The sequence below is a fragment of the Streptococcus sp. HMSC10E12 genome, assembly GCF_001807855.1.
GTDB classification, from domain to species: domain Bacteria; phylum Bacillota; class Bacilli; order Lactobacillales; family Streptococcaceae; genus Streptococcus; species Streptococcus salivarius.
Map to the genome: position 1 here is coordinate 178,359 of NZ_KV791089.1, position 14,526 is coordinate 192,884.

The following is a 14,526-nucleotide window of genomic DNA, read 5'->3' on the forward strand; positions in this document are numbered from 1 at the left end:
GCTTTTCGTCACCCACTACAGTTGACAAAGAGCCCAAAAGATCCAAAAGAAATGGTATATGATTATGACCATGAAAAAAAGTAAAATCAAACCGAGTGATCTGAGGAAGCACCCGATGATTATGAAACGTTATTAAACACAAAAGTCACCCATGTGAGTTCTTGCCAGAAGTTGAAGTTAGTCCTTCAACCTGGAAAACCCGCAGAGGTGACTTTTTCTATACATCTCGATTTTTCTGGTAATAATCATTAACCGATAAATATGTCTGTGAATCACCCAGCGACTCCGCTATGTCCATAATCCGCGGTGGTAGTAATCCCACTCGCTGGACAAGTTCGTGATTGCTGAACAATTCCCGTGGACTGCCGGCGAAGCCAAACTTCCCGTGTTCCATAACATACACCGACTCAAACTCGGCTGCGACCCAATCCATGTCATGGGTGATGGTCACAACTTGGTGGCCCGAATCAGCCAACTGATGGAAAATTGCGGTCAACTTGCGCCGGCTTTCCCAATCAAGCGACATCATCGGCTCATCAAATAAATAAATCGCCGGATCCACTGCCAAAACTGTGGCAACGCTCAACAGCTTGCGTTCCGACAATGACAGGTCATATGGACTTTCAGCTGTTTTATCATCCAAGCCAACTCTTTTTAGAGCCGCTAAAGCCCGCCTCGTAATCGTGTCGTGGTCATCCATGACCTGCGCGACACTCCACTCCACCTCTCGTTGAACGGTCGGGTTGAAAAGCTGATCGTCAGGATTCTGAAAAGTAATCCCAACCTTCAGTAACTTTTCGACTGGTTTAAGATCATTAAAATTTTCTCCATCGATCTTAATCACACCGGTTTGTGGTGTCAGCAAGCCCGTCAACAATTTGAAGAGCGTTGATTTTCCGGCACCATTTTGGCCGACAATCGCCACCATCGGATCGGCGAAGTGTTTGTCTTCAACATCCAAGCTAAAGGACCGTTCCGGATAAGTGAACGTCAGGTTGTTCAGTTCAATTTTGGGCATAACGAACCTCCTTCAGATCAGCGTCATTCACCGGATACCGGCCATCAGCCAAGTGCCAATCCATTTTTTGAGCAAGTTGCTGGATTGTCGGGGCTGGAATCTGCCAGTCAGCTGCCAAATGATTAAACACCTCACCCGGCCTACCCTGGGCTACCATTTGACCCTCGTGCAGCACCCACACAACGTCGGCGACTTCGCACAAATCGTCAATTTCACTGGTGACAATGAAGACAGTCGTCTCTTTGACTTGGGCCAGCCATTGGAAAAATTGTCGGCGGCCAAGGGGATCCATCTGACTGGTCGGATCATCCATAATCAAAACAGCCGGGTTAGCCGCAATCGCCGTGGCAATTGCCAACCGCTGGCTCTGACCACCGGAAAGGCTCTCGGGACGCAAATTCAACTGTTCAATCAGCCCCATTTGCGTGGCAACTTCTTCAACCCGTTTTTGAATCAGTCCTTCAGCCATTCCCTGATTAATCAAGTCAAAGGCGATTTCATCGGCAACCGTGTCTGCCAACCCGCTTAGTTGGCCAGCTGGATTTTGCAGTACAACTCCATTCATGGCATTATAAACGGGCCAATTGTCGGACACTCGCTGGCCAAACATGTGCCAGTCGCCCTCAATCTCAGCAGACACAATTTTGGGAATGACCCCTGCTAGCACATGGCACAAAGTCGATTTGCCGGAGTGGCTATTCCCGATAATCCCAACCACCTGGCCAGTATGAACCTCCGCGTTAATCTTACGCAGTTGTGGTTGCTCAGTACCCGGATAACGGGTAGTCAAATTTTCAATTACAATCCGTTTATCTTCGTCCATATCTTCCACCCAATCAATAAAATTGCCAATCCAGTCAGACCAATGTGCAGCGTCCGCGACAGGCGATACACGCGCTGGGAGGTTCTGACAGTCCGGTTGAGATTATCAAAACCTCTCAGTTGGAGAGAAATCGACCGCGTCATCGATTGATCCAGGGTCTTAATCACCAATGGAATTAGAACCGGCAGGACTGACTTTAATTTCTGAATCAACGTTTTTTGCGGATTGGTTCCTCGAACTTTTTGTGCCTGCTGGATTTTCCGCATATTGCGCATCATTTCCGGTAAAATATAACACACCGACATCAGAACGTAGACGGTTTTATAAGACAATCCGGACAGTTCCAAATAGGCCGCGTTTTCTGAAATACTCGTGGTCACCATAAAAAAGCCACTGGTCAAAATAATCACCAATACTCGACAACCCAGAGTGGTGGCGTAAATCAGGCCTTCTTTGTAGAACGACACCCCAAGCACAGAAAACAGCACAGTTTGATTCCGACTGTAAAATAACCCTTGGATGATTAGCATGGTGCAAATCAGAAACAGGCTGAATCCCAGCGCCTTAAAGATGGTAGAACTCAATTTGGAAAATAACAATAGCAGTGTTGCGACAAGAATCAATCCGGCCTGAAGCAATAAATTCATACTGGTAAAGCTCAATAACGTCATGTCCAAGATGAACAAGAGCTTAGTAATCGGATCGATCACCTGGTACCACTTGAGCTTGACCCGTGGCGCTCCAGAAATCAATGTTTGATCAGTCATCATTTATCACCGCTAAAGAAGTGCACCATCCGCTTCGGCAGCTGACGATAGATGAAGAATGCGAGGTAGGCCACGCAGACTTTATCCAAAATATCCAAGACAAACTCATCGGTAAATGAGGCCAGCCACACTGGTGCATGATTGGCGACCATTACCGCAAACAATGAGTCACCCCAAGCGATACCGGTCTGACCACCCCAAAAGATGACGTTGAGTGGCGTTGAAATGACAGCTGAAACGAAGGCAATAATAATAGCAGAAACAAATACTCGTCGCGCTGACGAGAACCACCCATTGGCGTGCAAAACTCCGACAGCAATCCCAATTCCGATGCTGGTAATCGCATACACGGTTGAAATTGGCGATAAGGTTAGCCCATAGATCACGTTGTTGATGAAACCACTGATGGCACCGGCAACCGGCCCAGCCAACATGCTGGCAAGAAAGGTTCCCAAAGACCCCAGCCAAACGGGCAACTTTAACCCCTCCGCCAAGGCTTTGGCAACATAGTTAATCCCCACGGCAGCGGGAATCAAAGTCATGGTGGCAGCACTTAACTTAAATTTCCACATACTGGTACGATGAATCGGTTCTGTTTTCATAATCTTCTCCTTTTGTTTTTAAAGAGCCGTGTCAGGAATGACTTTCGGACGCAACGCTCTATAGAATAGTTATTAGAACCATATAGTCACTTTACCATACCATCCGTAGTCGACATGAGTTAATATAGTAAAATTACTATTTTTAAAAGTTCATAATCTTATCATACGCTTATTTTCAAAATTGTCAAGTCTTTTCTGAAAATTCTTTAAAAAATGTTGTGAAATTTAAAATGCCTAGCTGAGCTAGACATCTTTCGACTGGGATTTTGTTTTCATTACTGTCACTAATACTTCTACGTTTTCGTAATCGACAGAAATTTAGTCCATGACATAAATTTCTCCACGACTATATAGGGCAGCCTTTCCTGCAAGGTAAATCCTATCACCCTCTATACGACAAAGGAGGATGCCACTCCTTTCAGAGGCTTGGTAAGCCCTAAATTCTGCTTGTGCCAACTTATTAGCCCACAAAGGAATGACATGACAGTGTCCTGATCCACAGACTGGATCTTCCTTGACTGATAATTTTGGAGCGAAACTTCGTGTCACAGTATCATACTTGCTTCCTTTGGCAGTGATATTCAGGAGAAGCCCATCTAAAGCTTTTACTTTATCAAAATCTGGATTTGCATTAATGACCTCATTTTCATGAGGTAAGACACATACTAGATCTCTTCCAAGCCATGCTTCAAGCGGACGGACACCGATTGCTTCTTCCATCTCACTTGTGACTGCAACCTGTTGCGTGGAGTATGCTGGAAAATTCAGCTCATAGTACTCACCTTTTTTTGTAACTAAAAGTTCCCCACTCTGTGTAGCAAAAGTTAGACTTTCAGCATTCTTTTCAAAAAATCTAAAAAGAACAAAAGCCGTTGCCAAGGTTGCATGGCCGCACAAATCGATTTCCCCACCTGGAGTAAACCAACGTAATTCGTAGTAATCATCATTTTTAACCGTAAAAGCTGTCTCAGAAAGATTATTTTCTTTAGCAATATTCTGTAAAGTATCATCTGACAACCATTTATCAAGAAGACAAACAGCCGCCGGGTTCCCTTTAAAAACAGTATCTGTAAAAGCATCGACGATAAATTGTGGGATGGTATATTGATTCATTGAAACGTTCAGCTCCTTAAATTGTTAACCTTGTTTTAAAACTACAAGTGAATGTAGAAAATTTAGTAAAAAATCAAATTAAATTATTTCTTGTCCATCTCCACCTTATCCCTTAAACCACTCCATTCCTGGAGAATCCAGTATAATTTTGGTCAATTGTTGGGGGCTTTCTTGAGTCCCATTGATAATCCAGTCGACGATAAGGCCTGTCAAACCAGAAACATACATGGTAATAGCATAGCGCTCTGGCATTTGATAAGCTGCCACAATGACTGGTCGAGAACGTGGCGTTGACTCAATCATACCCAAAATAAAAGAACGAATGTTATCTGCAAAACGAAAGCTTGGATTTTTTGCAATTTCAACAAAAAAAGCACTGTTCTCTTGAAAATGAGACAAGATGGATTCCAACGCTTCTTTGGGATGAAAGGTTTCTTTCCTTAAGATCATGCGAACAGTCGTCAAGGTTTCTTCCTTTAACTGCTCTAAAAAATCCTGTTTATCAAGGTAGTGCAGATAAAATGTCGAGCGGTTAACACCCGCTTTTTTGGTTAACTGACTAATCGTAATGTCCTCTAAGCTTCTTGTAGCTAACAGCTGAATGAAGGCTTCTTTTATATCTGACTTAGTTGTCGTTTGTCTCTGCTGCATACGAACCCCTTGTTTCTACAAATTGTTGATTAAAGTATATCTTGATTTTTGAAATTGTCAACTATCATCAAGTATTTTCATTGATTAATACAACTTCCATATCCTTATTTCAACACATTGTTGATTTGTGTTGTAGCATTCGTATTAAAAAAATCATAAAATAACTTCCGTAATCATTCAACAGGTTGTTGTTTTAGCACTGATAACTTTTAAAGGAGACAAATACACATGGCTTATATTGAAATGAAACATAGTTACAAACGTTATAAAACAGGTGATGTAGAAATCATCGCAAACAATGATATCACATTCGAGATTGAAAAAGGGGAGTTAGTGATTATACTCGGTTCTTCTGGGGCAGGAAAATCAACTGTTCTCAATATTCTTGGTGGTATGGATACCAATGATGAAGGAAAGGTCATCATCGATGGGAAAGACATCTCCAATTATAATGCGAAACAATTAACAGCTTATCGTAGAGACGATGTCGGATTCGTCTTTCAATTCTATAACTTGGTCTCAAACTTAACGGCCAAAGAAAATGTAGAGTTGGCTTCTGAAATTGTCGCGGATGCTAAAGATGCGGAACAAACTTTGATTGATGTTGGTCTTGGGAAACGCATCAACAACTTCCCTGCACAATTGTCTGGTGGTGAACAACAACGAGTAGCTATTGCTCGCGCCGTCGCAAAAAATCCTAAAATTCTCCTCTGTGACGAACCTACAGGAGCCCTGGATTACAATACTGGAAAACAGGTCTTGAAGATTCTCCAAGATAAGGCTCGCAATGAAGGAGCTACCGTTATCATTGTTACTCACAATGGGGCGCTTGCACCGATTGCAGATCGTGTGATTCGTATGCATGATGCGCGTGTTCAAAGTATTGAACTCAATGCAACTCCACAAGATATTGATAGCCTCGAGTACTAGAAAGGATGTCTCATGAATCGTAAAACTTATTGGAAAGATGTCAGAAAGTCTTTCTCTAGTTCTAAAGGACGGGTGGTTTCTATTGCTTCACTCATGGCCTTGGGTTCTTTCGCTCTTGTGGGTCTAAAGGTGACGACACCTGATATGCAACACACGGGAACAAGCTATTTCACTAAACACCAAACTGCTGACCTCACAGTTACTGGTAGCTATGGACTTAACCAGTCGGATCAAGACCTCCTAAATCAAGTCTCTTCAGAGGCAAACATTGAGTACGGTTACTTTAAAGATGTCGTTCTGAAAGACTCCACTGATGCCTTTCGACTATTTTCAAAACCAAAAGATATCTCAACTTATGAGGTTGTAAAAGGAAAACTTCCAAGTAAGCAAGGTGAAATTGCTCTTTCTTCAGTCTATCAAGACAAATATAAGATAGGTGACAAGATCTCGTTTTCTGAAAAAGAGGGTGACAATGGTAAGGATGTCTTAAAAGAACACACCTTTACCATCACTGGCTTTGTTCAGTCATCTGAAATCTTATCAAGTGTTGACCTCGGTTCATCGACAGCTGGTAGTGGGGAACTCAAAGGTTATGCGGTAGTTCCTGAATCTAGTTTTGATTCCGACGTCTACATGATTGCACGCTTAGCTTACAAAGACGTCCATAGTGCTAACCCCTATACCCAGGATTACACTGACAAGGTTTCCAAACACGAAAATGATCTCGAAAAATTAGTAAAAAATCAACCTGCTAACCGTTTGAAAGAATTAAAAGCTGATCCACAGGCTAAGATTGACCAACAAACAAGTCAACTTCAAACGGCAGAGACTGAACTTAACAAGAAACTAGAACAAGCGAAAGCCAGCGGTCAAGATAAGAATCCTCTTGTCCAAGAACAATTGACACAAGCACAAGATGAAATCGATAAAAAGAAGGAGCAGATAAAGGAAGCTCAAGAAAAAATCGATAGCATTGCTGAACCAAGCTACGATGTCTACACACGTCGTGAAGCTCCTTGGTCAGAAGGGTACGTTTCATATGAGACCAACGCTTCTGTTTTTCAGAACCTCAGTAATATCTTCCCTGTTATCCTCTACTTTATTGCTGCCTTGGTTACCTTTGTAACAATGGGACGCTTCGTCGAAGAAGAACGGATTAAGGCAGGGACATTCAAAGCTCTCGGTTACCAAAACAAGGACATCATCCGTAAATTTATTATTTATGGATTCGTGACGAGCATGATTGGTACTGCTATTGGGGTTGCTGCTGGACATATTCTCCTTCCAACTATCATATACAATAGTTATAAAGAGCGAATCCTCCTCGCACCAATTGAGTTACACTTTTATCCATTTAAGACTCTTCTAGCTATTGTGCTTGGTCTTTTGTCCACAGTTCTTCCCGCTTTCATGGTAGCCAAGCGCGAATTAGGAGAAAAGCCAGCCCAACTTCTTCTTCCAAAACCTCCAACATCTGGTTCTAAGATTCTTTTGGAGCGCATCACCCCACTTTGGAACCGGATGAACTTTACACAAAAAGTCACTGCCCGTAATATTTTCCGATACAAGCAACGGATGTTCATGACTATTTTTGGTGTCTGCGGTTCCATCGCACTTCTCTTTGCTGGACTCGGTATTCGTTCTTCTATTGGAGACCTTAACACACGCCAATTCCCTAACATCATTCGCTATGATATGATTGTCGCAAACAAGGATCATCTGGATGGGCAGGAAAAGGAAAACATCCAAAAATTAATTAACGATAGCAAGGTCAAGGAACATCTTTCTATTCATTACGAAATGCTTTCAAAAGTGGCAGGAAATAATAACGATCGTCAAGATATCACAACCCTTGTGGTCAAAGACAAGGATCAAGAAACTCTACAACATTACATCAAGCTCAATAATCGTGAAACTGGTCAAAAACTCGATTTGACCGACAAAGGGATTATTATTTCTGAGAAATTGGCAGACTTAGCTGGCGTTTCTGTAGGGGATGAGTTAACCGTTCAAAATAGTCAAGACAAGGATATCAAACTCAAAGTTGCTGGTATTTCTGAAATGTATATGGGTCACTTCATCTTTATGAATGAAACTACTTACAGAAATGCTTTTGGTAAAGAGGCGAGCCAAAATGCTACTATTCTGACACTGAAGAATCACTCAGACAAAAACGTTGAGCAAACAGCCAGTCAATTTATGGAGCTTGATGGTGTCAAAGGGGTTGTTCAAAATACTACTCTAAAGGCACAAATCAAGACCATCGTCAACTCCCTTAGCTGTGTTATGGCAGTATTGATTGGGATTTCTGTTCTTCTTGCTTTAGTTGTTCTCTTTAATTTGACAAATATCAATGTGGCAGAACGTATCCGTGAGTTATCAACCATTAAGGTTCTAGGCTTCTTTAATAGAGAAGTGACACTCTACATCTATCGAGAAACCATTTATCTCTCTATCATTGGTATCTTGGTTGGATTCGGACTTGGTTGGGGATTGCATCAATACATGGTAGAGGTTATACCTCCTGAAAACATCATGTTCAATCCAGATCTGAGCTGGCTCATCTATGCTATTCCAACACTTGTAGTTATTGTCATTCTGACAGGTCTCGGTATTTTTGTGAACCAACACCTTAAGAAAGTCAATATGCTCGAAGCCCTAAAATCTGTTGAGTAACATATGATCTAAGCTAATAAATAAAACGGAAGAGTAAGAATAACTTTGTTCTATACAAAACATTCTCAAGTTATCAACTTGAGAATGTTTTTAGTTCTTAATTAAACCTTCTTTTACCAAAAACTCACGTGCGACTTTAGCAGCAGGTTTTCCTTCTACTCCCACTTGGTAGTTCATCTGACTCATTTGGCTCTCTGTGATTTTACCAGATAACTTATTAAGAATACCTTCCAATTCTGGATGTTTCTTAAGGAGGGCTTCTTTCATGAGGGGTGCTCCCTGGTAAGGTGGGAAGAGGTGTTGGTCATCCTCTAGAACAACTAAATTATATTGAGCAATTTCTGGGTCTGTTGAATAGGCATCTGTTATTTGAATATTGCCTTGTTGGATTGCCTCATAGCGAAGTGCCGGCTCCATGGTAGCTACGTTAAGATTTAGTCCATAAACTGATTGAAGTCCTTTGTTTCCGTCCTCACGGTCGTTAAATTCCAACGTGAAACCAGCTTTGACCTTGTCCTGAACTTTCTTGAGATCAGAAATCGTCTTCAGATTATACTCTTTCGCAATACTTTTCGGAACAGCGATCGCATAGGTGTTTTGATAAGCCATCGGTTTGAGCAAGGCTAGATTATCTTGTTTCTTTATACCATCACGCGCAACCTCGAAAACTTCTTTGGAGTCGTTGCTGACTTTAGGAGCTGGCTGCAAGAGAGAGCTTGTAATGGTCCCTGTAAATTCTGGATAGATATCAATATCACCCTTTTTAAGCGCTTGATAAAGGAAATCTGTCTTCCCAAAGTTAGGCTTAACCGTCACCGTCATGTCACTATTTTCCTCAATGAGAAGCTTGTACATATTCATGAGAATTTCAGGTTCAGGTCCCAATTTACCGGCTATGACTAAATTTTCTTTCTCTTTCTGAGGCATCATACTTGGTGCGTAACTTGCTCCCAAACCAAGCACCATGATAGCGAAAGCTGCAAAAATCGTGCGTAACTTGGCCTTTTCCATCCATTTTAGAACAATATTGAATAAAATAGCAAGAACCGCTGAAGAAATGGCCCCAATCACAATCAAGCTATAATTTCTTCGATCAATACCTAGAAGGATAAAGGAACCAAGTCCTCCAGCCCCAATCAAGGCTGCCAAGGTCGCAGTCCCTATAATCATTACCGCAGAAGTCCTTACCCCTGACATTACCACAGGCATAGCCAGTGGAATTTCAAACTTCTTGAGTCGCTCCCACTTGGTCATCCCAAAGGCAATCCCAGCTTCTTCCAAACTAGGGTCAATCCCATGCAATCCTGTAATAGTATTTTGCAAAATTGGGAATATCGCATAAATGACTAGAGCTGTTAAAGCAGGAAGCGTTCCAATTCCCATAATAGGGATAAATAGTCCCAGAAGTGCCATGGAAGGGATGGTTTGAAAGACACCAGCGAGTTGCAAGACCCAGTTACTCGCACGTTCGCGCGTGCTAAGATAAATGGCCAAAGGAATTGAGAGGAAAATTGCAATAATTAAGGTCAAAAGAGACAATTGTAAGTGCTGTCCGAGGGCCGTTAACCAGTCCCCAAAACGTTCTTGAAATGTTGAAATCAAATTAGACATGAAGGCTACCTCCAAACAAGTTTGCTACAAAGTCTGTCGCAGGCGCTTCTAAAATTGTTTCAGGTTCTGCGACCTGACGAATTTCTCCATCCTGCAAAACTGCAATTCGATCCCCTAATTTTAAAGCCTCATCCGTATCATGTGTTACGAAGATGGTCGTCATGCCGAATTCTTTATGTAAGGCCTTGGTCAATTCTTGCAACTGCTTGCGAGAGATGGCATCCAAAGCTGAAAAAGGTTCGTCCATCAATAGAATTTTTGGTTCCCCAATGATAGCTCGCACAATGCCAATCCGCTGTTGCTCTCCACCCGATAATTCACTAGGCATGCGCTTTGCATACTCTGCAGCAGGGAGCCCCACCTTATCCAAGAGTTCTTCTGTCTTAGAAGTGATTTGTTCCTTGCTCCAGCCCTTCATCTCAGGAATGAGAGCAATATTTTCCGCAACGGTCAAGTTAGGAAAGAGGGCAATGGCTTGAAGGACATAGCCTGTACTGAGACGTAACTCCCGTTCATCATAGTCCTTGATGCGTTTTCCATCCATATAGATATTGCCATCTGTCGGCTCCAAAAGACGGTTAATCATCTTGATCATGGTAGTCTTTCCAGATCCTGAAGGTCCCACAAGAACCATAAATTCTCCATTTTCAATGCGGAGATTGACATCTTTTAAAATGTTTTTATCCGTGTAGCACAAGGCTACATGTTTATATTCAATCATGTTCTTCCTCAATAAGTTTTCTGTCTCTAAGAATATCCAATAAGCTACTTGCTGGACGTCCTAAGACTTTTTCGACATCTGTTGAAACCCCAGCTTGTTCCCCAACTTTGATAGCTGTATAGGTACTGACCCAAGCATCGTACTCCCAGTTTTGTGCTGGCCATTTTTTCCGTGACTCATAGGCCTCTTCTACCGATTCGTCTACATACGTGATGGCATTACCGGTCTCTTTTGAGAGAAGCTCTACGATTTCTTCCATAGAAAGATCCTCTGGCCCTGTTAGATTCAAGGTTTGATTTTCCCATTCCTTAGGGTTTAAGAGAATCTCTGCTGCGACCCTAGAAGTGTCCTTACGGGCAACAGCTGACACACGGCCCCTGCCAGCCGGACCACGAATTTCTCCATTTTCAAGTGCAATATCAATCAAGAAGTCCAAGTAAAAATTATCTCTCAAAAAAGTATAGGTGAACCCTAACTCCTTGATATAGGCTTCCGTCTGGGCATGATCTCGAGACAAGGTAAAAGTTGCCTTCTCATCTGCCCCATAAAAGGAGGTATAAACGATATGTTGCACCCTGCTAGTCTTGCAGCATCTAAAAACTCCTTGTGCTCCTTGACACGCTCTGGATTTTCCCGAGCAGAGACCATCAATAAGACATCGATTCCCTTTAAGGTCTCAACCACCTCTGGAGTATTGGCATACACCATCTTACGAATTTCCGCTGACGCGTAGACTTTTGCACGCTCTGGGCTTCTTGCCAGATGGATAGAAGAAATTCCTTGCTGATCGACAAGATCTGCCACATAAGAGCCTAATTTCCCTGTTACACCTGTTATTCCAATCATAAGCATTTTCCCCTCTACTACAGTTCATTCTCTTTAGCTTTTAGATTGTCAATAATACGCTCTTGATAAGCTTCAAATTCTCGGATTTCTTGATCAGAAAATCCTTGATAAAAAATCTCACCCAACTCTTTACTGACACGGTCTCCAATTTCTTTTTGCGCCCAACCAAGTTCGGTCAAAACGACAAACTTCTTGCGCTTGTCTTGGTCACTCTGTTTAATCGTAACCAAGCCCTGGTCCACTAATTTCTTAATCATACTAGTCAGTGTATTGTTAGCTAATCCTGAAGCAAGGGCGATATCTGTCGCAGTTGCTCGACCATCTTCTTTTTGCCAAAGCACTGTTAAGATTTTTCCTTGTTCACTACGGTATTTGGCATCTGGTTCCTTGCTCAAGAGTTTTTGAAAGATACGCCCATTCAACAAACGAATCTGTAGAGCTTGGTAGCCCCCTAGCATCTTGTCCATTTTGTCTCCTTTTTGTTCTATATCGAAATAACAAAGTTATTGTATCACTGTCTGTTACATCCGTCAAATGTTTCTATATAGAAACATTAGTTTTTTAATAATGTTTGATAAATCGTATAATCAAAATCTTTAAAAACATTGAATACAACTATCATATCAGGGTGTTTTTTCTGAAACTGTAGAACCGTCTCTATCGCAATCTTGGCTGCCTCTTCATTTGGAAAGCGAAATTCACCTGTTGAGATACAACAAAAGGCCAAGCTTCTAAGACCTTTTTCATAAGCTAAATTCAAACACTCTTCATACGACGAGGCCAACTGTCCTCTTTCCAAATCTGTCACTTCGTCATAGATAATAGGCCCAACCGTGTGAAGGACATAGCGGGAAGGTAGGTTATAGGCCTTGGTCATCTTTGCCTGACCCGTAACTTCATCCCTTCCTTGCTCCTGCATGATCTCATGACAGGCTAAACGTAGTTCAACCCCCGCAGCTGTGTGAATGGCATTGTCAATACAAGAATGATTAGGTACAAAACAGCCTAAAAGCTTGCTGTTGGCCGCATTGACAATGGCATCGACTGCCAGGTGAGTGATATCGCCTTGCCACAGGTAGAGATTAGGCCGAATGGGAGTCAAGTCTTTTAAGTCTACAACTCCTTTTTCTACTAGTTTTTCTTGTAAATAACGGTCTTGTTGGTAGAGAAAGTCGGCTGTCACTGGTGCCGGATAACGGACATTTTGAAGAGCCCGATATAACACTTCTTGCTCCTCTACCTTTTCAGGAATCTCTAGCTCTGTCAATCCTTGCTCGCTTTTTAAAACATCAATCAAATATTCTAGTCTGCTAGCCATTGTCGGAGCACCTCCCTCATATCATCATTTATAGAAATTGTCTTTTCCTTTGTAGCAGCAAAACCTTCAAGATCATCACGATTGAGGCGAATCAAATGAGCCTTTGGAAATAGTGCTGTCATTTTCTCAAAAGGATAGCGAATAATGGTCGGTGTATTGTAACCGACACCCAATTCTAAGAAAACCATCTTTTGATCTTCAATCCCTTCAAAAAATCCTTGATAAGCTTCATAAGAAGCCTCCCAGGTCTCATCTTGGACAAAAGATTGATCAACACGTAAATGCATGGTCATTGGTGCCCCACAATTTGGACAATATGGTAGCAAGTCAGTTGGAATTTTTAAATCCTTTGTTTCTTTTAGCATCTCCATGACAGCCGCTTCATTATCAAAGACTTCCTGACGACAAGGAACTGAACACTGCCACTCTCCGTAGTTGCCCTGCACTTCAAAGAAACGCTGCCGAGCAAATCCTGTCTTCATAAACTGCCCATCTACATTGGTCGTAATCACAAAATAATCTTTGTCCTTTACCAAGTCGAAAAGATCTCTATAAAGAGGAAGCCCCTCTGGTTGGTATCGATTATGATAGATATGCTTGGCCCAATAGCCCCAGCGCTCCTCGGCTGTCTCAAAAGGATAAAATGCTGCAGAATACATATCCTGCATGCCATAACGAGCAATATAATCTTTAAAGAAAACCTCAAAACGTGAGCCTGAGTAGGTTAAGCCAGCCGCTGCAGATAAGCCAGCTCCCGCTCCGATCACAATTTTATCTGCTTCTTCAATGATTTTCTTTGCATCTTGAATCTTTGTCATCTTATCATCCCTCAATTTCAAATCTTGCTTGATAGGGAGGCAATTGCGTCAAATCATAAAAATTGCCTACTGAATTTTTAAAACGAAAGACTTGTAGGTGACTACGTCCCTCCTCCGTCGGATATATCTCATACATGTATGGATTGGCTTTTAACAACTCTTCTAAATGCTCTTTTCCAATCCATTCCACCTGACCGGTTAGGGAAATAGATTTACGATCCATAGTTCCGGCACCTTGAGTCATCCCTGTCACTGCTACACGTCCATCTTCCTTAAGCCGTTTGTAGAGGGGTTTAAAATCGGCAGTCAAAAAATAAACTGTTTTCCCGTCCTCCCACATCATGTCCATAACAGCTGTATGCGGATGTCCCGTTTCATCAACCGTTGCCACTACAACTGAATGAATCTCTTCGACTAGCACTTTCAAATAATCCATTATAAAACACCATGTCTTTCTTTGAATTTTAGTTCGATATCGACATTTATACCACGAATTGTAACATCTCCAATTACATCTGTCAACTATTTCGATATAGAAGTACCTTAAAAAACAAAAAAACTTCCCTAATCATCTAGGAAAGTTCTTTCTATGATTTTTGGCTCTATAATTTCTGTAGTGGGTAAAACCACTG

Annotated in this window: 14 protein-coding genes and 1 pseudogene; 2 read left to right on the top strand and 13 right to left on the bottom strand. The window is 41.9% G+C overall.

All coding sequences use genetic code 11. The features are described from left to right. Positions 1–217 precede the first annotated feature (217 nt). The 6 genes from HMPREF3112_RS05590 to HMPREF3112_RS05615 form a co-directional block, all read right to left on the bottom strand. A complete protein-coding gene (locus HMPREF3112_RS05590; RefSeq protein ID WP_070438586.1) occupies positions 218–1,018 on the bottom strand; it encodes an energy-coupling factor ABC transporter ATP-binding protein in 801 nt (266 codons plus the stop codon). Continuing rightward, positions 1,005–1,841, bottom strand: a complete 837-nt coding sequence (locus tag HMPREF3112_RS05595) for an ABC transporter ATP-binding protein (protein WP_070438588.1) — start codon at positions 1,839–1,841, stop codon at positions 1,005–1,007. The genes HMPREF3112_RS05590 and HMPREF3112_RS05595 overlap by 14 nt, the downstream gene beginning before the upstream one ends. Then, complete coding sequence (locus HMPREF3112_RS05600; protein ID WP_176744475.1) at positions 1,817–2,608, bottom strand: energy-coupling factor transporter transmembrane component T; 792 nt, start codon at positions 2,606–2,608, stop codon at positions 1,817–1,819. Before HMPREF3112_RS05600 ends, HMPREF3112_RS05595 begins: the two co-directional genes overlap by 25 nt. After that, entirely contained in the window at positions 2,608–3,210 is a 603-nt protein-coding gene (locus HMPREF3112_RS05605; RefSeq protein WP_002884905.1) for a membrane protein, read from the bottom strand. The genes HMPREF3112_RS05600 and HMPREF3112_RS05605 overlap by 1 nt, the downstream gene beginning before the upstream one ends. A gap of 318 nt (positions 3,211–3,528) precedes the next feature. Continuing rightward, positions 3,529–4,323 carry a PhzF family phenazine biosynthesis protein gene (locus tag HMPREF3112_RS05610; RefSeq protein ID WP_038676090.1) on the bottom strand — a complete coding sequence of 265 codons (795 nt, stop codon included), beginning with the start codon at positions 4,321–4,323 and terminating at the stop codon, positions 3,529–3,531. Positions 4,324–4,428: 105 nt separating this feature from the next. Beyond that, positions 4,429–4,974, bottom strand: coding sequence for a TetR/AcrR family transcriptional regulator (locus HMPREF3112_RS05615; RefSeq protein WP_013990552.1), 546 nt, complete (start codon positions 4,972–4,974; stop codon positions 4,429–4,431). A 228-nt stretch (positions 4,975–5,202) separates the two neighbouring features. Between HMPREF3112_RS05615 and HMPREF3112_RS05620 the strand changes: the two genes are divergently transcribed. Both HMPREF3112_RS05620 and HMPREF3112_RS05625 read left to right on the top strand, forming a co-directional pair. Beyond that, positions 5,203–5,904, top strand: a complete 702-nt coding sequence (locus tag HMPREF3112_RS05620; RefSeq protein WP_048675699.1) for an ABC transporter ATP-binding protein — start codon at positions 5,203–5,205, stop codon at positions 5,902–5,904. Between the two features lie 12 nt (positions 5,905–5,916). Beyond that, entirely contained in the window at positions 5,917–8,580 is a 2,664-nt protein-coding gene (locus HMPREF3112_RS05625) for an FtsX-like permease family protein (protein WP_048675696.1), read from the top strand. A 90-nt stretch (positions 8,581–8,670) separates the two neighbouring features. Here the strand turns inward: HMPREF3112_RS05625 and HMPREF3112_RS05630 are convergent, their stop codons facing one another. The 7 genes and pseudogenes from HMPREF3112_RS05630 to HMPREF3112_RS05660 form a co-directional block, all read right to left on the bottom strand. After that, complete coding sequence (locus HMPREF3112_RS05630) at positions 8,671–10,191, bottom strand: ABC transporter permease/substrate-binding protein (protein WP_048675691.1); 1,521 nt, start codon at positions 10,189–10,191, stop codon at positions 8,671–8,673. Continuing rightward, positions 10,184–10,912 (bottom strand): ABC transporter ATP-binding protein, encoded by a 729-nt coding sequence (locus HMPREF3112_RS05635; RefSeq protein ID WP_048675688.1) that lies wholly within the window; start codon positions 10,910–10,912, stop codon positions 10,184–10,186. Before HMPREF3112_RS05635 ends, HMPREF3112_RS05630 begins: the two co-directional genes overlap by 8 nt. Beyond that, positions 10,905–11,758 (bottom strand): annotated as a pseudogene (locus HMPREF3112_RS05640) (SDR family oxidoreductase). Before HMPREF3112_RS05640 ends, HMPREF3112_RS05635 begins: the two are co-directional and overlap by 8 nt. 17 nt (positions 11,759–11,775) lie before the next feature. Beyond that, on the bottom strand, positions 11,776–12,225 hold the full coding sequence (locus HMPREF3112_RS05645; RefSeq protein WP_048675686.1) for a MarR family winged helix-turn-helix transcriptional regulator: 450 nt from the start codon (positions 12,223–12,225) through the stop codon (positions 11,776–11,778). Between the two features lie 86 nt (positions 12,226–12,311). Further along, positions 12,312–13,076, bottom strand: coding sequence for a protein-ADP-ribose hydrolase (locus tag HMPREF3112_RS05650; RefSeq protein ID WP_048675683.1), 765 nt, complete (start codon positions 13,074–13,076; stop codon positions 12,312–12,314). Further along, complete coding sequence (locus tag HMPREF3112_RS05655; protein ID WP_070438594.1) at positions 13,061–13,894, bottom strand: SIR2 family NAD-dependent protein deacylase; 834 nt, start codon at positions 13,892–13,894, stop codon at positions 13,061–13,063. Before HMPREF3112_RS05655 ends, HMPREF3112_RS05650 begins: the two co-directional genes overlap by 16 nt. Before the next feature lie 4 nt (positions 13,895–13,898). Beyond that, positions 13,899–14,330: a pyridoxamine 5'-phosphate oxidase family protein gene (locus HMPREF3112_RS05660; protein WP_004182458.1), complete on the bottom strand. Its 432-nt coding sequence runs from the start codon at positions 14,328–14,330 to the stop codon at positions 13,899–13,901. Positions 14,331–14,526: the final 196 nt, after the last annotated feature.